The sequence below is a fragment of the Paenibacillus albidus genome, assembly GCF_014644435.1.
GTDB lineage: Bacteria > Bacillota > Bacilli > Paenibacillales > Paenibacillaceae > Paenibacillus_AQ > Paenibacillus_AQ albidus.
Genome location: NZ_BMKR01000014.1, coordinates 129,873 through 150,001, shown reverse-complemented (window position 1 = coordinate 150,001; position 20,129 = coordinate 129,873). Strand labels below are relative to the sequence as shown.

The window sequence follows — 20,129 nt, the reverse complement described above, 5'->3', positions numbered from 1 at the left end:
TCCTGTCCTGACGGGAGGAACGGCCTTTTCTTGGTCTCTCATGATCTATTTATGATTTGGCTGATTCCGCCACACCGGCGGATACTTTCAGACGCAGTGCATTCAAATGGATAAAACCAGTCGCATCGCCTTGATCGTAAGCTTGCGTAGGATCAGCTTCCATCGTCGCGATGTCCGGGTTGTACAGGCTGACCGGGCTCTTCACGCCGGCGCCGATGATATTGCCTTTATACAGCTTGAGGCGTACAGTACCTGTTACAGTCTGCTGGCTTTCAGTCACCAGTGCCTGCAGCACCTTGCGCTCAGGCGCAAACCAGAAGCCGTTATACACCAAGGTGCTGTAACGGGTAATCAGGCTGTCGCGCAGGTTCATGACTTCACGGTCCATGGTGATGGACTCCATCTTGCGGTGAGCGGTGAACAGGATGGTTCCGCCCGGAGTCTCATACACGCCGCGGCTCTTCATGCCGACAAAACGGTTCTCGACCATATCCACACGCCCGATGCCGTGCTTGCCGCCCAGCTCGTTCAGCTTCTCCATTACCTGCAGCGGTGTCAGCGGCTCGCCGTTAAGCGCCACACAATCACCTTTGACGAAATCCAGCTCCAGATATTCCGCTTCATCCGGTGCATCCTCGGGCGCGTTGCTCAGGAGGAACATCTCTTTGTTCTCCGGTGCGCTCGGGTCGAACCATGGATCTTCCAATACGCCGCTCTCATAGCTGATGTGCAGCAGGTTGCGGTCCATGGAGTACGGCTTGGCCGCCGAGGCCTGGACCGGAATGCCGTTCGCTTCCGCATAGGCGATCATTTCCGCCCGGCCCGGGAACTGGTTGCGGAACTCTTCCAGCCGCCAAGGTGCAATCACCTTGATGCCGGGAGCCAGCGCCGCTGCGTTGAGTTCAAAACGCACCTGGTCGTTGCCTTTGCCAGTCGCGCCGTGCGCGATGGCTGTAGCGCCTTCGGCAATGGCGATATCCACCATACGCTTGGCGATCAGCGGACGCGCGATGCTTGTGCCTAGCAGATACTGCCCTTCATAGAGTGCACCCGATTGGAACATCGGATAGATGAAGTCATTCGCGAATTCATCGCGCAGGTCGTCGATGTACACCTTGGAGGCGCCGGTGGCGAGTGCTTTTTCCTCCAGGCCGTCGAGTTCTTCCTTCTGGCCGATATCGGCCGTAAACGCAATAATCTCCGCATCATAGGTTTCCTTCAGCCATTTCAGAATGACCGAGGTATCCAGGCCGCCGGAATAGGCGAGCACGATTTTGTCTTTGGGCATGGTGGGGCAACTTCCTTTCGTGTGGGCTATATGAAATGAATATTGTAAACCGGGCCGACCTCAAGCCGCTTCGCGTGCGGATTATTCTTCCGATCACTGTTATCCTCCGATTCCTTGAACTTACTCCCTATGCCGGGGGAATCGGAGGATAAAGGCGACCACTGCCGTTTCTCCAGAATAATTCCGCTCTCTATGCTCCAAAGTCTGCATCAAGTCCACTCAAACTTCATTTATATAGTTTATTTGGGTACAACACTTAAATCAACGTTTGCTCGGAGCAGCTCTGAGCAGCTAAAGAGAATAATGGGCCTTAATTTCAGCAAATGTGGGTGAATTTTGAGAATAGAGGGAATGTCACCCGCTAATCTGTCCAATTTAGCCGCAGAAGGGCCTTTTGGATGAAATTAAGGGGTGGAATTCCCGTTAATTCCCCAATATGCCGCACACCGTGAATTTAGCGGGTCATTTTCCCTTTAACACACCGAGGACCCCAAGCACCCAATCGACTCCCTATCCTGCGCCTTTTCCCAGGGATTCAAGCATCCCGCTTGGGGATAGGCGAGTCAGGGTTTCATTCATTAGGCCGCTTCGGGCAAAAGCATAACCTAACCCATTAAAGCGGCCATCAGCGCCTTTTGCGCGTGCAGGCGGTTCTCGGCCTGGTCAAAGATGACCGAATTCGGGCCGTCAATAACGCCAGTGCTGACCTCTTCCTCCCGGTGCGCCGGCAGGCAGTGCAGGAACAGGTAATCGCTCTTGGCAAGGGCAACCAACGCCTCGTTCACTTGATAATCCTTGAACGCCGCTTCCCGCGCCAGCTGTTCTTCCTCAAAGCCCATGCTGGCCCAAACATCGGTGTAGATCACATCGGCATCCTGTACCGCTTCCTGCGGGCTGCGGGTAATCACGATGTTCGCCCCGGTGCCCTTGGCGATCTCACGCGCCTCGGCCACTACGACGGCATCAGGCTCGTAACCCTCCGGCCCGGCAATGGATACATGTACGCCAAGCTTGGCTCCGCCAATGAGCAGCGAATGGGCCATATTGTTGCCGTCGCCGATGTAGGCGAGTTTCAGGCCTTGGAGTTTGCCTTTATGCTCATATACGGTCTGGTAATCGGCCAGCACCTGGCATGGATGCGCCAGATCGCTCAGCCCGTTGATTACGGGAACGGAAGCGTACTTCGCCAGCTCTTCCACTTTATCATGGCCGAAGGTGCGGATCATAATGCCGTCAAGATAACGGGACATCACCTGGGCTGTATCGCCAACCGTTTCGCCGCGACCCAGCTGAATGTCATTTTTGCTCAAGAACAGTGCATGACCGCCGAGCTGATACATGCCGACTTCAAAGGATACACGTGTGCGTGTCGAAGACTTCTCAAAAATCAGGCCAATCGTCTTCCCCTTCAGCGGCTGGAATACTTCTCCGCTCTTCTGTTTCTTCTTCAGTTCAATTGCCAGTTCAATCAGATACGTGATCTCTTCCGGTGTATAATCGTTCAGCTCCAGCAAGTCACGGCCCTTCAGCTGCTGTGCAATGTTCTCTGTAGAATTCTTTACGCTCTGGCTCATGAGTTTGCCTCCCCGTCCGTTTGTTCAGCATAAGTATGAATGAGTTCTGACACGATGTCCACCGCCTGGTGAATCTCCTCTTTGCTTACATATAGGTTCGGCAGCAGACGCAGGACATTGGGTCCTGCTGTGACGAATAACAGCCCGCGCTTTTGCCCGGCCAATACAATATCGCCTACCGCTGATTTACATTCGATGCCGATGAGCAAGCCTTTGCCGCGGATATCCAGTACAAAGCTGCAATCTGCCAGCTTCTCTGTCAGTTGTCCTTTTAAGTAACTGCCCATTTCCGCGGCACGCTCGGGCAGCTTATCTTCAAGCATCGTCTCAATCGTCGCCGACATCACCGCAGCCGCCAGCGGTGTTCCGCCGAAGGTAGAAGCATGGCTGCCTGGACTGAAGGCTTCGCGCAGGTAATCTTTGCCCAGCATTACGCCTGCAGGGAATCCGCTGGCTACGCCTTTGGCCAAGGTGAAAATATCCGGCTCGATGCCATAATGCTGGTGCGCAAACAGCTTGCCTGTACGGCCCATGCCGGTCTGCACTTCATCCACGATCAGCAGCAGGCCGTGCTGTTTGCACAGTTCCACTACTGCTTGCAGGAAATCCGCCTGCACTTCCAGCACACCGCCTTCAGCCAAGACCATTTCCAGCATAACCGCTGCGGTATGGTCGCCGATCGCTGCCTCCAGCGCTGGCAGATCATGCAGCGGCACTGTCTTGAAGCCGGCCGGCAGCGGCAGGAACCCTTCTTTGACCTTCTGCTGCCCGGTAGCTGTCAACGTCGCGAGCGTGCGGCCGTGGAAGGATTGTTCGAAGGTAATGACCTCATAGCGGTCTACTCCCTTGATCTTCTGCTGGTAGCGGCGCGCCAGCTTGATGGCCGCTTCATTCGCTTCCGCCCCGCTGTTGCAGAAGAATACCTGATCCGCACAGCTATTCTCCGTCAGCAGCTGGGCCACTTTGTCCTGTCCCGGGATGTGGAACAGGTTGGAGACATGCCACAGTGTATCAATCTGCTCTTTAAGCTTGGCCCCAACCTTCTCCGGAGCGTGACCCAGACTGGTCACAGCGAGTCCACAGGTGAAATCCAGATATTTGTTCCCCTCGTCGTCCCACACCCAGCTTCCTTTCCCTTTGACCAGGCTGATATCGAATCTGCCGTATGACGGGAATACCTTACTTAGTTTCTCCGTTTGTGTAAGCTTGCTCATTCTAAGTCACTCTCCTGCCCTGCCGCACCTTATCCCGGCCGCTTTGTATAATGGTGGTGCATTTTCTATCCCTCTCGCATTCACCTCAACGCACAATCCGTGTTCCGAGCACTTCACCTTGAAGCACCCGGCTGAGTACCCGCGGCTCTTTGCCATCTACAATGACGACTTCCGAGACCGCTCCTTGAATACAATCCATTGCCGCCCGAACCTTGGGAATCATACCGCCGTAAATCTCGCCGCTTTCGATCAGCTCTTCGATCTGCTGCACGGTCACCGAAGGAAGGACGACCTTCTGGCCGTCTACTGTCCGCATAATCCCCGGCACATCCGTGACCACAATCATTCGGGACGATTCCACATAGGAAGCCACCGCTCCCGCAGCCGTATCTGCATTGATGTTATACCGCTGACCCGATGCATCCACTCCGATTGGGGCTATAATTGGCATGTAACCCAAGGCAAGGATACCCGTCACAATTTCTGCCTGTACCTTGGTTACTTCGCCAACCAGCCCTACCTCCGCGCTATTCGATACGGGGCGGGCCATTATCAGCCCGCCGTCGATACCCGAAATCCCCAGCGCACGCCCGCCGCTTCCTTGTATCCGCCGCACAATCGCTTTGTTGATACTGCCTGCGAGCGTCATTTCCACCACATCCAGCACTTCTTCAGTCGTCACCCGCAGACCGTTCACGAAGCTGCTCTCGATGCCCAGCTTGGCCAGATTCTCCGAGATGGCCGGGCCGCCGCCATGGACAATTACCGGCTGCGCGCCTTCCTGCTGCAATGCCCGCAAATCCTCAAAAAACGAATCCGGCAGCGTTGCCAGCGTACTTCCGCCACATTTCATCACGAACAGTTTGGTTCCATCCGTGTTGCCTATAGGTTCATGCGCAGTATTTAACGTCATCGTTTCGGCATCCTTCCTTCGGTTCATTAACAGCCAGCCATCAAGTCCGGTAAGCCGCATTGATCCGCACATAATCATACGTAAGGTCGCAGCCCCAGGCGGTAGCCTTGCCGTCTCCATCATGCAGGTCCACCGTAATCAGCACCGTATCCCCTTGCAAGTAGGCCAGGGCCAGCTCTTCATCAAAAGCTACCGGACTGGATTGTTTCAGCACCGCTATACTCCCCAGTGAAATATCCACCCGGTCCGGCGAGACCGGAACGCCTGCACGCCCAACAGCGGCGATAATCCGCCCCCAGTTAGCATCCGCACCGAACACGGCCGATTTGACCAGGCTGGAGCCGACCACTGTCTTGGCAATGGCCGCAGCCGCTTCATCATGCACAGCCCCATTCACTTGAACCTCAATCAGATGGTTTGCACCTTCCCCATCCCGGGCGATCGCCTTGGCCAGAGTCTCGCAGACAAACGTAAATCCTGCAGCAAAAGCATCCCAATCCGGATGCAGCCGGTTCAGCTTCCCATTCTCCGCCAGTCCGCTGGCCATCGCCACCAGCATGTCATTGGTGCTGGTATCGCCGTCTACAGTGATCATATTAAACGTAACATTTGTCGCAGCACGCAGCAGACTATGCAAATCTTCCGCATCAATCGCAGCATCGGTGGTCATAAAGCCGAGCATTGTCGCCATGTTGGGATGGATCATCCCCGAACCTTTTGCGGCTCCGGCAATGGTTACGGTTTTGCCGTCGACCTGAACCTGCACGCAGGATTCTTTTTTGACCAAGTCTGTAGTGAGAATCGCCTGGCAAAATTCCTCCGCACCACCCGCGCCGCCGCTGAGCTTCTCCGGCAATCCGGCTACGCCGCTGCGCACACAATCCATCTTCAGCAGCTCGCCAATCACTCCCGTGGACGCTACAGCCACATCGTTTTCAGCCACACCCAGATGATTGGCCGCTGCCGCACGCATCTCATACGCATCCGCTTCGCCCTGTTCGCCGGTGCAGGCGTTGGCATTCCCGCTGTTCACAATAACCGCGCGCAGCGTCCCGTTCGCCAGGCTCTCACGCGTAACCTTCAGCGGAGCCGCCTGGAACACATTCGTTGTATATACCGCCGCCGCCGCTGCCGGCACCTCGCATACAATCGCTCCGAGATCGTTGCGGTCGGTTTTTTTGAGGCCGCAGTGCAGACCTCCGGAGGTGAATCCTTTTGGTGTAATGATGCTTCCGCCGTCCACGACGGTATATCCCTGCTTCTCGCTCATGTTATTGTTACCGCTGAACTTACGGATACACCGGAGTGTAGCCGAGCCCAAGGGTTTCCTCCCATCCCATCATCAAATTCAGGTTCTGAATGGCCTGCCCTGCCGCACCCTTCACAATGTTGTCAATGACGGACACAATCGTGATCCGCCCTGTACGGGCATCCGCCGCAAATCCGATATCGCAATAATTCGAGCCGCTGACTTCCTTCGTCGCCGGAATAATCCCCGCATCCCGCACACGCACATACGGCCTGCCTGCATAATACTTACGGTATAAGTCCACAAAATCCTGCTCGGTATAAGAACCCTTCATTCCCGCATACATGGTGCTCATAATCCCCCGGTTCATCGGAACCAGGTGAGTGGTGAACGTAACGGTCACCTGTTCTCCCGCAATCTCGGACAACGCCTGCTCAATTTCCGGAATATGCTGATGTTTGTTAATTTTGTAGGCTTTGAGATTCTCATTGATCTCGGCAAAATGTACCATCAGGCTCGTTCCCCGGCCGGCTCCGGACACCCCTGACTTGGCATCAATGATGATGCTGTCCGGCTTAATCCAGCCGGCCTCGATGGCAGGGATCAGGCCCAGCAGCGTAGCGGTAGGGTAACAGCCCGGATTGGAGATGAAGCCCGCACCCGCGGCACGTTCTCCAAACACTTCGCATAGCCCGTATACCGCCTGCTCCAGGTAGGCATCGGCCGGAGCCGGATGCTTATACCATTGCTCGTAGTCGGCGCCGTTTTTTAACCGGAAATCCCCCGATAAATCTACAACCTTCAGACCGGCTTCCAGCAGCTGAGGCACCAATTTGGCGCTCACCCCGGAGGGGGTAGCCGTAAATACGATGTCCGCCCGGCCCGCGATCTCCGCCGGATCCACGCCGTCCAGGCTCCGCTCCACAATTCCCGTCAGATGAGGAAATCCTTCCTCTATAGGAGCTCCCGCGCTTGAGGAGGAAATGACCGATGTAATCTCTACTTTGGGATGACTTTGCAGCAGCCGAATCAGCTCCACGCCCCCATAACCCGTTGATCCCACAATCGCCGCTCTCAGTTTGCCTTCCACTGCCATCCCCGCTTCCTGTTTATCAGTTATGTCTGAATACCGTCCTGCAAATATGTATTATTATACGACTGAATTAATATAAATACAACATGTGAAGTGAACTTTTATTCAGTGGAGAGCCACTATTTTTCTTCAAAAAAAAGAGAAGCGCCTCCCCGCGCGGAAGAGGTTACGCTTCTCTTTTGAATCCTTCGCCAAGCACTTCGTGAGCTTCGGTAATAATAACGAAAGCCCCCGGATCTACCGAGCGGACAATGGCCTTGAGCCGGGTGATCTCATTCTGCCCCACCACCACCATCAGGACTGTACGATCATCACCGGTATACCCCCCTTGGGCATTCAGCTTCGTGAGGCCGCGGTCCAGGTCATTTAAGATCGCCTGCGAAATGTCCTCTGTTTTGTCCGAGATAATATACGCCACCTTCGTATAACTGAAGCCTACTTCCAGCGCATTGATGACCCTGCCCGTGACAAATAGCCCAATCAGCGCATACAGCGCCTGCTCCATTCCCAGTACAAAAGCCGCCAGCGTAATCACTGTACCATCCAGCAGCACTACAGACATGGAAAAGCTCAGTCCCGACAGCTTCTGAATAATCTGCGCCAGAATGGTCAGTCCCCCGGTGGAGCCCCGACCCCGGAACACCAGCCCAAGCCCCAGTCCTACACCAATCCCCCCATAAATCGAAGCCAGCAACGGATTCGTCGTGGGGATCGGTCCATCTTTGGTCAGGAAAATGAACAGCGGCAGCACAAAGCTGCCGAGCAGGGAACGGGCCCCGTATTGCTTACCGAGAATCAGCACCCCAAGAATAAACAACGGGATATTCAGCGCCCACTGCGTGAACGCCGGCTCTGCACCGAACCAGGCTTGGGCCAGTACAGACAGACCGGACACCCCGCCCGAGGCTATTTTATTGGGCAGAAAAAACAGATTAAAGGCCAGTGCCGTAATCAGCGATCCGATCAGGATCAGCCCAATATCCACCGTATGACGCAGGGGGCCATTCAGGGGAATCAGCGGCGGTTTGTTGCGTGAATTCATTTTTTGCATGCAAGGAGTTCTCCTTCAAGTGTTCTCGTGGAACTTAGCCTTCCCATATTCCAAAAAAATCCCTACGCCTCCACAAAGGCGTAGGAATGTAATAACCCTTATTCAGCCACAGTCTTGATCTGGCTGCGCAAATAGCCATCAATGAAACCGTCCAGATCTCCGTCCATGACGGCGCCCACGTTTCCGGTCTCCACGGAGGTACGGTGATCCTTCACCATACTGTAGGGATGGAAGACATAAGAGCGGATCTGGCTGCCCCAGGCAATATCGGACTGCTCGCCGCGAATCTCATCCAAATGCTGCTGCTGCTCCTGCAGCTTGCGTTCATAAAGCTTGGAGCGCAGCATTTTCATCGCTTGCTCCCGGTTCTTGATCTGCGACCGCTCGTTCTGGCATGTGACTACTACACCACTTGGCAAGTGGGTAATCCGCACCGCTGAATCTGTAGTATTAATATGCTGGCCGCCCGCGCCGCTGGCCCGGTACGTATCAATCTTCAAGTCCTCTGTGCGGATCTCCACTTCTACATCATCCGAGATTTCCGGCACTACATCGCAAGAAACGAAAGAAGTATGCCGTCTGCCGGAGGAGTCAAAAGGCGAGATGCGTACCAGCCGGTGCACACCTTTCTCTGCCTTAAGGTATCCGTAGACATTGAAGCCCTTGATCAGAAGCGTCACACTTTTGATCCCTGCCTCGTCGCCTGGCAGATAATCGAGCACCTCAACCTTGAAGCCGCGTTTCTCCGCCCAGCGGGTATACATCCGCAGCAGCATCTGTCCCCAGTCCTGGGACTCTGTGCCGCCTGCTCCCGGATGCAGCTCCAGAATGGCGTTCAGCTTGTCATAAGGCTGATTCAGCAGCAGCTGCAGCTCGAACTCATCCAGCTTGCCGCTCAGGCTGCGGATCGTTTCTGCCATCTCCGCCGCCAGCCCTTCATCGCCTTCTTCATCTGCCAGCTCAGCCATCATCGCCGCATCATCATATTCCTGCTGCAGCTTCTCGTATTGATCCACGGACAGCTTCACCGCATTCATCTCGGCAATTACAGCCTGCGCTTTGTCTGGTTCATCCCAGAACCCTGGAGCAGCCATCTTCTCCTCAAAGTTCGAGATCATCTCCTGCTTCAGATCTAAGTCAAAGAGACCCCCTAAGGTTGGTAAGTTTCTTGCCTATTTCACGCAGGTCCTGCTTAACATTAGCATCGATCATGTGGTCACTTCACCTTTCAAAATAAGATATGACGCCGGGCCGCTTGGTTGAGCCGTCTGTAAGCAATAGTGATTAACACCCGCTCCGCCAACGGATTATTCTTCCGATCGCTGTTATCCCCAGATTCCTGAACGAAACCACACCTGTGGTTGGAATCCGGGGATAAAGGCGAACGCTGACGCTTCTACAGAACAATTCCGCCTGCTCCGCTCTATAATCACCCAAGCACAGAAGACTCAAAAAAGCGGCTGGGCCGCAAACGGGGAGTCCCCCGGGCCCAGGCCGCTCTTTATTGTTATTACTGTGGCTTATGCATTCTGGCCGTGGCAGTTCTTGTATTTCTTGCCGCTGCCGCAAGGGCATGGATCGTTGCGGCCAACAGTGGCCTGAACATGCACCGGCTGTTTCTCGGCAGGTTCACCGTTGGTAGAAATCTTGTCTTCCTCCACCACCGATTGGCGTTCCTGGTTCGTTTCGATGTGCGCCTTCATAATATAGGTGGCTACTTCCTCCTGAATGTTGGCTGTCATATCGTTGAACATTTGGAACCCTTCGAACTGGTATTCACGCAGCGGATCGGTACCGCCGTAAGCACGCAAGTGAATCCCTTGACGCAGCTGATCCATCGCGTCGATGTGATCCATCCATTTGCTGTCTACGGAACGGAGCACGATAACCTTCTCGAATTCCCGGACCAGCTCGGCGCCAAGACGTTCCTCACGGGCAGCATACTTCTCAAGCACACGCCCAAAAATGTACTCCACAATCTCTTCGACTTCCTTGCCCCACAGATCATCACGGGTCAAAGCGCCTTCCTCCAGCAGCTTGCTGTTCACATAATCAGCAACCTCCTGCAGTTCCCAGTTCTCCGGAATGTCGTCACTGCAGTGGGCATTCACAATACGGTCAATGACCGGCTTGATCATTTCCACAACAATATCCTTAATATTCTCGGATTCCAGAATCTCGCGGCGTTGCTTATAGATAATCTCACGCTGTTGATTCATCACATCATCATATTGCAGCACGACTTTGCGGATATCAAAGTTATTGCCTTCCACCCGCTTCTGCGCAGATTCCACAGCACGTGTAATCATGCGGCTCTCGATCGGCTGATCTTCTTCAAAGCCAAGGCGGTCCATCATATTCAGTACATTATCTGCGCCAAAACGTTTCATCAGTTCGTCGCCGAGCGACAGGTAGAACTGTGTGGAACCCGGGTCGCCTTGACGTCCCGCCCGTCCGCGCAGCTGATTATCGATCCGGCGCGATTCATGACGCTCCGTACCAATAATATGCAGGCCGCCGAGATCGGTCACACCTTCACCCAGCACAATGTCTGTTCCGCGTCCGGCCATGTTAGTCGCAATCGTAACCGTACCCGGTTGACCGGCTTGCGAGATAATTTCCGCTTCCGCTGCGTGATGCTTGGCGTTAAGCACCTGATGTCTGACTCCTTTGCGTTTCAGCATATCAGATACACGTTCGGAGTTTTCAATCGAGACGGTACCGACCAGTACCGGTTGGTTCTTTTTGTGGCGTTCCACTATTTCGTCTACTACAGCATTAAACTTGCCATTTTCGCTTTTGTAGACCACGTCCGGCATGTCCTGACGTCTATTCGGTTTGTTCGTTGGCACTTGCAGAACTTCCAGGCCATAAATCTTCTTAAATTCCTCTTCTTCCGTCTTCGCAGTTCCTGTCATTCCGCCCAGTTTGCGGTACATCCGGAAGTAGTTCTGGAAGGTAATCGTAGCGAGCGTCATGCTCTCGTTCTGTACCTCAATTTCTTCCTTGGCTTCAATCGCCTGATGCAGTCCGTCGCTGTAACGGCGTCCAGCCATCAAACGGCCCGTGAACTCGTCTACAATCACTACTTCTTCCTCTTCAGTTACTACGTAGTCTACGTCACGGCGCATAATCACATTGGCCTTGAGTGCTTGTACGATATGGTGATTCAGAGTGACATGGCTGTGGTCATAGAGGTTCTCGATGCCAAAAGCGCGTTCAGCCTTCGCTACGCCCTTCTCAGTCAAGGCTACGGACTTCACCTTAATGTCTACAGTGTAGTCCTCTTCCGCAGTCAATTTCTTCACAAACCGGTCTGCTGCAAAATAAAGCTCCGTCGACTTTTCGGCTTGTCCGGAAATAATCAGTGGAGTACGCGCTTCGTCGATAAGAATGGAATCCACTTCATCAATAATACAGAAATAGAGCGGGCGCTGTACCATTTGCTCTTTGTAGAGCACCATGTTGTCACGCAAATAGTCGAAACCAAACTCGTTATTCGTGCCATACGTAATATCGCAGGCATAAGCATCTTGTTTATTGGCATGGTCCATACCCGTCAGGTTTACCCCAACGGTCAGTCCCAGAAAGTTATAGATTTGTGCCATCTGCGCGCTGTCGCGCTGAGCCAGATAGTCATTGACCGTAACCACGTGTACACCCTTGCCCAGCAAGGCGTTCAGATAGACCGGCAATGTACCTACAAGCGTCTTCCCTTCACCAGTCTTCATCTCGGAGATCCGGCCTTCATGCAGCGCCATACCTCCAACGAGTTGAACGTCAAAATGCCGCATGCCAAGCGTCCGTTTGGAAGCTTCACGTACGGTTGCAAAGGCCTCAGGGAGAATCTCCTCAAGGGTTTCGCCCTTCTCAATACGGGCACGGAATTCATCCGTCTTTGCCTTGAGCGCTTCATCCGAAAGCGCCACAAAATCAGGCTCTAATCCATTAATAACTTCGACCGTCTTCATGAGACGTTTGACATCACGTTCGTTGGTATCGCCAAAAATTTTCTTCACAAGTCCTAGCATGGTTAACCCCTTTCATGCAACACAGATGGTGGAACCGAGCCCATCCTCATAAAACTGAAAGGGCCTGTGTACACTATCGATTCCGCTGCTTCATAAATTGTAACAGTTTGTAAGAGATGCCGCAATACAAGCAGCCGCGCTCACAAATTTTATCCATAACTATATATACGCACAAGAGCCCTATTCGCTTCGCGCGAATAGGGGCTCGTTTAAATTTTTTATCAAAAAAAGCTGTGATTGCTGGCAACACTTACCGGATAATCGGCAACAGCCGGGCTTAATCCTGTTCGATCAGTCCATATTTGCCATCATTGCGTTTGTAAACGACACTCACTTCAGAAGTGTCAATGTTGGAGAAGACGAAGAAGTTGTGTCCCACCATGTTCATCTGCAGGATAGCTTCCTCTACATCCATAGGCTTCAAGGTGAAGCGCTTGTTCCGCACAACAGCCAAATCATCATCGGTATCCTGTTCCTCTACCGCAACAGAGCCATTGGCTCCTTCTACGAATAAAGTCTTCAAGCTGCCTTCCTGACGGAATTTACGGTTGAGTTTGGTCTTGTGCTTGCGAATCTGGCGTTCCAGCTTGTCCACTACAGCGTCAATAGAGGCATACATGTCGTCGCTGCGGTCTTCTGCACGAAGCGTCACACCTGCCAGTGGAATGGTAACCTCCACCGTGTGAATACCGCGAACCACGCTAAGCGTCACATATCCTTCTGAGGTAGGGGGTGCATCGAAATACTTCTCAAGTCTGCTGAGCTTCTTATCAACATAATCTCTCAAAGCGTCGGTCACTTCAATTTGTTGACCTCGAATGCTGAATTGCATGGGCACTCCTCCTTTGTTTACATTCCCATTATACCAAATTGTTATCGCTAAGTAAAAAGCAATCCATGACATCCTTTACAATTATCTGACAAAAGATGTCCAAGTCCCGCCTCAAGTGAAACTAAAAAGAAAATCCGGGAAGAGCCGTCTAGCTGCCCTCCCGGACTTGTTCAAAACCTATCGGATTGTAGGTTTCATCTGTCTTATCCGCGCGTATGAATACGAATGATTTCCACCGGCGACCAGGTGCTGCCAGCCCCCGTTATCAGATACACCTTATACCCTGTATTGGCTGTCAGTCCAGTCAGCGTTAGCGTATGTCTTACTCCCGGTGCCGGCGAAATCAAGCCTGTCCAAGGAGAAGCTAACGCGCCGCCTGTGCTGTTCTGTCCGGCAGCTATTTGGCTTGCGTTTGGATCAGCCGCACCTGCCGGCAATACCACATATCTTACCGGTGCTGCGGTGCCGGATACCTGTCCATAAGTTACATACACATCAGCTGTTACTGTTCCGGCTTGTCCAGGCTCCAGGAGCGTAATGGCGTTCGTTGAGCTTGGAGCAGTTTTCAAGCGAACCGTCGTCACTGTGGACCAATTCCCCGAAGTATCTGTTGCCGCCACATAAAAGGCATATTCTGTGTTGGCTTGCAGCTTGTATATCGAGAAAGATGTCTTGGTATTAGCGACCGTTGCTGTAGAGCCATGCAAGGTGCCGGCCGTTCCGGCACTTGTCATGCCATCCTTGACCTGCATCGCAGTCGGCGCGGCCACATTGCTCTGATAAGGAGCCACCACATAATACACTGCCCCTGTTACCGTTGACGTGAGATACACATCAGCCGTAACCGAGCCCACATGTCCATAGGCAGCACCGGTTACCGACGGAGCGGATGGGGTCGAACCCCCGCCGCCACCACCGCCGCCGCCGCCAGAACCCCCACCTGTGACAGGAGTTGAGGTTGGCGCTGGTGCAGGACTGGCTGTCGGTGCTGGCGTTGCACCGGGACTAGGCGCCGGTTTCGGAGGTGTCACCCCGCCACCGGTTCCGGCAGGCTTGTACACTACCGAGTTGCCGATAATGCCTACCGCTTCAGCGCGTGTCAAAGGTTTCTTGGGACCAAAGGTTCCATTGGGATAACCATTAATAATCTTTTTGTCCGCCGCTGCCGCAATCGCACCCCGGCTCCAGGCTGCAATCTGTGCACTGTCCTTGAACTTGGACGAAGTGGCTTTGGTATCCAGCTTGAGGATCTTCGCGGCAATCACAGCCGCCTCTTGTCTGGTGAGCGGACTATTGGGACGGAACGTATTATTCTCATAGCCTCCGATGTAACCGGCTTTTACGGCTTTGGAAACTTCACTGTATACCCAGTTTGAACTTTTGATATCCTTGAAGCTAATCGTCGCCGTCTCCGTGAAGCCGAACAACCGGTTCACCAGTGCCACATACTCTCCCCGGGTGATTGGCTTATTGGGTCTGACGGTTCCGTCCGGGTATCCTCCCAGATACCCCTTATTCAGCCACTCCTGCAACTGGCCCTGCGCCCAGTGTCCTTGAATATCCTTGGGTACCGGGGCTGCCGATACACTGCCCAGAGATCCGAATAACATACTGACTCCAAGCAATCCGGTCAAAAGACCACGCCACTTCTTTTTCATTCTGCTGTTCATCCTCCTTAAGCTTAAGTGTAATGTGCGCCCTTGCAAAATAAAGAGCTCAACGTCTCTAATTACCCAGATTCTGGAGGTTGGTAACGGTTTCTCAAAAAGAAACTGTACAAATTGTCTAATTCCTGTCTTTATTTCGACACATGTTGTATGACCTCTTGGAACAAAACAACAGAAAAAAGACCCCGGGAAGAATCCCAGGGTCCACGCTAGCGTTGTCTCAATTGCTAACCATCTACCATATATGTAGGTCGGCTTCGCCGGATGATTATAATTTGATTACGTTAGCTGCTTGTGGACCGCGTGCACCTTCAACGATGTCAAATTCTACGGATTGACCTTCATCCAATGTCTTGAAACCGTCTGTTTGAATCGCGGAAAAGTGTACGAATACGTCCCCACCATCTGCAGTTTCGATAAAACCATAACCTTTTTCTGCATTAAACCATTTTACTTTACCTTCCATTGATTAAACATTCCCTTCGTCATCAGATGAACGTGAGTCTTGCTCACAAATCGACTATACCACCGCAGCTTCTTCATTGTCAATTGGAAAAGAAAATGTTTACTTGCAATAAATTACCACCAAAATATTAACTTATTTTTTTCAACATTATTCTACAAAAGACCCTTATTAAAAACGGCAATAACATAGTTTAAAGATAATTAACCGACTATTATCCTATTGAATCAGTGATAGAAGAATAACAGGTCTACTAAAAGAATATTTCGCATTAAATCATTGACTTTCTAATTATTTTCTCTAAGGAGTTAGCTTTCTTCTCATAATTTTCCCTAGTTAATATATATTTTTAATTTTCTACATCTTCTTGATCAGACTCCAGCTCAAAACCAAAAGATTTATTGAAACGAATAGCCCTTTTATTGGTCTTAAGTATATGTGCATACACATATTGAAGATTATACTCTTTAAAATCTAACTCTAATCCTTTAAGTGCTACTACATAAGGAAGTAGGGAATTAAGATAGGTATCCTCATAAATATATATCCCTACTTCACCACATTTTCTATCCCAATCTATATCTTTAATATTTACTAATCCGATTTTCAATTCATCATACATAATTATAAAATAAAAGTTTTCATTATTATTAATTGTTCGTACCATTTTAATTGCATTTCCGGAGTGATATAACCTCTATATTGCATAAATTTACTTATTTTTTATCATTTCTACAATTACTCACAAGCTCTATATCATCCTCTGTTAAGCGTGAAAATTGGACACTATCCCATTTCATTTTACTCCTCCTACTACAAAACCTCCGTCAACCATCATCGTTGTCCCGGTAACCCATCTAGCCGAATCGGATAACAGATAAGCAGCAGCATAAGCAATGTCTTCTGGATGCCCAACGCCCAAAGGATGTTGTTCTATTATATCTTCCTTGTTCGGTGTGCTCACTAACAACGAGGTTTCTACGAGACCAGGAGCAATGCTGTTCACTCTTACTCTTGGACTAAGTTCCACTGCTGAACATCTCACCATAGCATCTATTGCAGCCTTACTAGCGGAATAAATTGAGTTACCGGGAGCTCCTAAAGAAGCGTTGGCAGATGAGATAAATACAAAGGATGAACCTTCATTTGAAGCTTTTTTATTAGCACATGCTTTTAACAACATTATTCCTGAGTATAAGTTCACATTCATTACTGTATTTATCTGTGCTGTTGTCAACGTACGAATATAGTTTGAGTAGGCATAATTAAGCTTCCAGCTTTCCTTCAAGCTTGGCAACAATATCGGAAAAAGTGACAATATTCTGTAATTCCTCAGTATTAAGCGTAAAATCTAAATTTGTATCTAATACTGCATTCAAAGCTACTCTAACCATGGAGTCCCACTCCTCAATATCCTCAAGAACTGTATCCAATTCAATTGTTCCAGCAGGTACATCCAATACTGTATTCTCCATTTCTTCAATAAACTCGTGTAATTTTAGGAGTCTCTCTTTAATGCAATTTGAATAAACGATGATACAGTGTTGCCTATATCTTTTAACTGAATTGAAAATTTCTCGTTATTGATGTGCAACTTCTTTCGCAAATGTTCCAGCATGAATTGATTGGCTTGATGAAATACTAAGTAGTCATAGTCTTCCATGCTTTTATCACTTTTAGCATGTAACCCTTTGGATTGCCTCTGGTATTTCTTTTAATGTGAAGTTGAAGATCTCAGGACCATTCATATACAAATCACAACGTGAACGTACGTTTCCGAAGGTATCCTCTGTCTCCTCTTTATTCAGGTTAGAGATTGGTTCCTTTAAGCCTCCTGCCGGAATAATGAGATTTTCTGCACCTTTACCATCGTGTGTACAAGAAGTAGTTAAGAGAACCTTTGCTGCGTCAAACTTGTTCTCATATGCTCCTTCATGTGATAAGTCTCTTTCCATTATTAATGGAACCCAGATGACTTTTTCATCTCATTGACAAGATTCGAAAAAACTCTACTGGAGTCAAAGATCTCATCAGCTCTTCTCAAAGCAGCTTTCCGCTCTAACTCTCTAAACTCTTCCTGTTTCCAATTAATGAGATATTCTTCCACTCGCTCCAAATTCTCAATATGATATTTGTCAGTTACGACATAAGAGACATCCCCAAAGGGATATGTTAATACAGGAACTCCCCTGTATAAAGCATCTGCAGCTGAGGTCCCTCCGCCTGTACGTGGCGGATTTAAATAGATATCACAAATTGAAAAAACTGCTGAAAGATCCTTTTGATACCCCATAAGTATGGTTCGTTCCTTAAAGCTCTTGTATTTTCCTGCAATTTTCTCACTAATACTAAAATCCCCTATTATTGCAAGGCGCGCTTTCAAATTATTATCAAGCAATTTATTTAAAGAACCAATAAATTCTTCGGACATTTCTTCATTTAACCGGTTTCCAATTATCACTATTACATGATCATCCTTATGGATACCCCAATCTGATCTATTAAATTCGTTTTCTGTTTCCTTTGGCTTATAAGATACTTCGCTCTCAATAACTTTGTCTAGGGACTGGGTTAACTTGCTTATAACATCGGCATCATCATTAGTAATTTTTCTTGGGAGTACAAGAAATGTACCTTCTGAGATCGGAATTTCAACCACGCATGGTATTGTAACTACTGGTACAAAATTGGAGCAAAGATCCGCAATTACGTTGGAACCTCCAATAGATAGGATGTATTCCGGCTTCAATTCCATTACAGTCTTTAAAACAGAGTCCATCTCTTCACCACTGGGCATCTCTTCAACAAATTGATAAAATGGAATCTCAATATTCTGATAAGTAAGAATGTTTCTGTTATTAAATTCATTCATATAGTTCCATAATTGTGGTGAGTAATATGGAAGGCACATACTTCTAGGCATATTAGCAGCATTTATCAGTAACACTTTCTTATTATAATTTTTAATAAGTGTATAGCAACTTTCTAAAGCAATTTGCGTAGGAGCGTGTTGCGGCGACAGCAGTTGGCCGGTCATAACGATAACTAACCCTTGATCCCTTTCGTCTGAAGAAATCCAATTGTTTTCCTGCTGAATCTGCTCATTAAAAAAACTAAACATTTGAGCATATATCTTCCGCATCCGAATCTGATTAATCTTCGTATTTAATTCGGGTGACACAAACATAGTTTTGGTTAGCTGCCAATACAAGAAGTTGTACTCATTGGTATCAATTTTAGGATTGCTCTCTAAATGAGACATTAATTTGTTCAAGTATTTTTCTTCTCTAGAGTAATCTAGTAAAAAGGAAAGAATATAGCACTCTAACTTCCAGTGCATTGACTTTGAACTATCATCTATCACAGCAATAATATCGATCAGTGCAGTCAGTGCATAATCCTTTTCAGAGTTTCTTATTTCAAAAAATGCCTTTTCTAACTGTTTAACACTTTGTCCTATTGAAAGGTCGGAGTTATAAACTAAATCTTTTAGAATTTCACTTGTGAGATTCATAATATCTCCTTAAACTTTGAATGTAATTATTCACCAAAAATGACATCTTCATGAAAATCTTTTGGATATTTTCACAATAGCTGCTACTACATCATCCACATCGCTATTGCTCATTTTTGGAAATAAAGGTAACGTTATTGCAGTTTCATAATAATGCTCTGCATTTTCACATAAACCTGACTGATACCCCATTTTTTTATAAAAAGGTTGGAGATACACTGGAATATAATGTACATTTACGCCGATTCCTTCTGCACGCAATGCCTCAAACCATTCCCGACGGCTTCCTTGCGAAGATGTAGGTAGAATACGTATAACGTAGAGATGCCAGCTGGACTCTGCTTTAGGATGCTGCGTCGGAATTATAACTCCTGGTAAATTACTTAGCCGTTCATTGTACATTGATACAATCTCACGTCTTCTTGCAATGAAACTATCTAATTTATCCATCTGACTTACACCTAGTGCAGCTTGTAAATCCGTCATTCTGTAATTATACCCCAGTTCTTGCATTTCGTGGTACCAAGGTCCGTCATTCTTAGTCATTTCTTCCGGAATCTTAGTCACCCCATGGCTGCGAAATAGCATAAGCTTACGATAATACTCTTCATTATCGGTTGTGATAATGCCCCCTTCTCCTGTGGTTACATGCTTAACAGGATGGAAGCTAAACATCGTCATATCTGCCCATGAACCTATCTTTCGCCCCCCGAAACTAGCTCCAAGAGAATGGGCTGCATCCTGAATGAGCACCAGTTGCCGATCACGAGCAAGCATAGAAATCCGATCAATTTCTACAGGCTGCCCCGTGAAGTCTACTGCTATAATCGCCTTTGTCCGTTCTGTAATTTTCAATTCGATTTTTACTGGATCCACGTTATACGTGTTCATGTCAATATCTGCAAACACCGGGGTGCCCCCCTGGTAGAGTACGCAATTACTGCTCGCCAAAAAAGTAATGGGTGTAGTAATCACTTCATCCTCTTCCCCGATACCAGCAGCAAAACAAGCCCCATGAAGCGCAGCAGTTCCATTGGTGAAGGCAACAGCATACTTAGCTCCTACATACGCAGCGACCTTATTTTCAAATGCTTCGATAGCTGGCCCTTGGGTAATCATATCTCCCCTAAGTACTTCTACAACAGCTTCAATATCCTGTTCGTCAATCCATTGCTGTCCATATGGCAACATTGTTGATCGAACCGGCTTGGTAGAAAATCCATTAGATTTATCAGACACT

Annotated in this window: 18 protein-coding genes and 1 pseudogene; all 19 read right to left on the bottom strand. The window is 49.3% G+C overall.

Features of this window, described 5'->3' with window-relative positions:
- Nucleotides 1–49: 49 nt before the first annotated feature.
- On the bottom strand, nt 50–1,288 hold the full coding sequence (locus tag IEY53_RS17930; protein ID WP_189027304.1) for an argininosuccinate synthase: 1,239 nt from the start codon (nt 1,286–1,288) through the stop codon (nt 50–52).
- 605 nt (nt 1,289–1,893) lie between these two features.
- Entirely contained in the window at nt 1,894–2,862 is a 969-nt protein-coding gene (argF, locus tag IEY53_RS17925; protein WP_189027302.1) for an ornithine carbamoyltransferase, read from the bottom strand.
- The gene (locus tag IEY53_RS17920; RefSeq protein ID WP_189027300.1) at nt 2,859–4,076 is read right to left on the bottom strand and encodes an aspartate aminotransferase family protein; all 1,218 of its coding nucleotides are present in this window, start codon (nt 4,074–4,076) and stop codon (nt 2,859–2,861) included. Before IEY53_RS17920 ends, argF begins: the two co-directional genes overlap by 4 nt.
- An 85-nt stretch (nt 4,077–4,161) precedes the next feature.
- Nucleotides 4,162–4,989, bottom strand: coding sequence for an acetylglutamate kinase (gene argB, locus IEY53_RS17915; protein ID WP_189027349.1), 828 nt, complete (start codon nt 4,987–4,989; stop codon nt 4,162–4,164).
- A gap of 40 nt (nt 4,990–5,029) precedes the next feature.
- Entirely contained in the window at nt 5,030–6,259 is a 1,230-nt protein-coding gene (argJ, locus tag IEY53_RS17910) for a bifunctional glutamate N-acetyltransferase/amino-acid acetyltransferase ArgJ (RefSeq protein WP_189027347.1), read from the bottom strand.
- 19 nt (nt 6,260–6,278) lie between these two features.
- Nucleotides 6,279–7,334 carry an N-acetyl-gamma-glutamyl-phosphate reductase gene (gene argC / locus IEY53_RS17905; protein WP_189027298.1) on the bottom strand — a complete coding sequence of 352 codons (1,056 nt, stop codon included), beginning with the start codon at nt 7,332–7,334 and terminating at the stop codon, nt 6,279–6,281.
- 163 nt (nt 7,335–7,497) lie between these two features.
- Nucleotides 7,498–8,382: a YitT family protein gene (locus IEY53_RS17900; protein WP_189027296.1), complete on the bottom strand. Its 885-nt coding sequence runs from the start codon at nt 8,380–8,382 to the stop codon at nt 7,498–7,500.
- Nucleotides 8,383–8,480: 98 nt separating this feature from the next.
- Nucleotides 8,481–9,594 (bottom strand): peptide chain release factor 2 gene (gene prfB, locus IEY53_RS17895; RefSeq protein ID WP_189027294.1). Its coding sequence is split into 2 segments (ribosomal slippage): nt 8,481–9,521 and nt 9,523–9,594, totalling 1,113 coding nucleotides; the frame shifts between segments, so codons are not numbered across the junction.
- Nucleotides 9,595–9,902: 308 nt separating this feature from the next.
- On the bottom strand, nt 9,903–12,413 hold the full coding sequence (gene secA, locus IEY53_RS17890; protein WP_189027292.1) for a preprotein translocase subunit SecA: 2,511 nt from the start codon (nt 12,411–12,413) through the stop codon (nt 9,903–9,905).
- A 277-nt stretch (nt 12,414–12,690) separates the two neighbouring features.
- Nucleotides 12,691–13,245: a ribosome hibernation-promoting factor, HPF/YfiA family gene (gene hpf / locus IEY53_RS17885; RefSeq protein WP_189027290.1), complete on the bottom strand. Its 555-nt coding sequence runs from the start codon at nt 13,243–13,245 to the stop codon at nt 12,691–12,693.
- Between the two features lie 203 nt (nt 13,246–13,448).
- A complete protein-coding gene (locus tag IEY53_RS17880; protein WP_189027288.1) occupies nt 13,449–14,903 on the bottom strand; it encodes an S-layer homology domain-containing protein in 1,455 nt (484 codons plus the stop codon).
- A gap of 277 nt (nt 14,904–15,180) precedes the next feature.
- The gene (locus IEY53_RS17875; RefSeq protein ID WP_019915069.1) at nt 15,181–15,378 is read right to left on the bottom strand and encodes a cold shock domain-containing protein; all 198 of its coding nucleotides are present in this window, start codon (nt 15,376–15,378) and stop codon (nt 15,181–15,183) included.
- Between the two features lie 346 nt (nt 15,379–15,724).
- The gene (locus IEY53_RS17870) at nt 15,725–16,042 is read right to left on the bottom strand and encodes a GNAT family N-acetyltransferase (RefSeq protein ID WP_268240787.1); all 318 of its coding nucleotides are present in this window, start codon (nt 16,040–16,042) and stop codon (nt 15,725–15,727) included.
- Nucleotides 16,043–16,171: 129 nt separating this feature from the next.
- Nucleotides 16,172–16,663, bottom strand: a complete 492-nt coding sequence (locus tag IEY53_RS17865; RefSeq protein ID WP_268240786.1) for an SDR family NAD(P)-dependent oxidoreductase — start codon at nt 16,661–16,663, stop codon at nt 16,172–16,174.
- A complete protein-coding gene (locus IEY53_RS17860) occupies nt 16,641–16,850 on the bottom strand; it encodes an acyl carrier protein (protein WP_189027282.1) in 210 nt (69 codons plus the stop codon). The genes IEY53_RS17865 and IEY53_RS17860 overlap by 23 nt, the downstream gene beginning before the upstream one ends.
- 23 nt (nt 16,851–16,873) lie before the next feature.
- Nucleotides 16,874–17,041: pseudogene (locus tag IEY53_RS36075) on the bottom strand (3-oxoacyl-[acyl-carrier-protein] synthase III C-terminal domain-containing protein); the annotation flags it as partial.
- Nucleotides 17,042–17,051: 10 nt separating this feature from the next.
- A complete protein-coding gene (locus tag IEY53_RS17850; RefSeq protein ID WP_189027278.1) occupies nt 17,052–17,330 on the bottom strand; it encodes a hypothetical protein in 279 nt (92 codons plus the stop codon).
- A gap of 2 nt (nt 17,331–17,332) precedes the next feature.
- Nucleotides 17,333–18,889 carry a glycosyltransferase family 4 protein gene (locus IEY53_RS17845; RefSeq protein ID WP_189027276.1) on the bottom strand — a complete coding sequence of 519 codons (1,557 nt, stop codon included), beginning with the start codon at nt 18,887–18,889 and terminating at the stop codon, nt 17,333–17,335.
- Nucleotides 18,890–18,937: 48 nt separating this feature from the next.
- Nucleotides 18,938–20,080 (bottom strand): UDP-4-amino-4,6-dideoxy-N-acetyl-beta-L-altrosamine transaminase, encoded by a 1,143-nt coding sequence (gene pseC / locus IEY53_RS17840; protein WP_189027345.1) that lies wholly within the window; start codon nt 20,078–20,080, stop codon nt 18,938–18,940.
- Between the last annotated feature and the right edge of the window lie 49 nt (nt 20,081–20,129).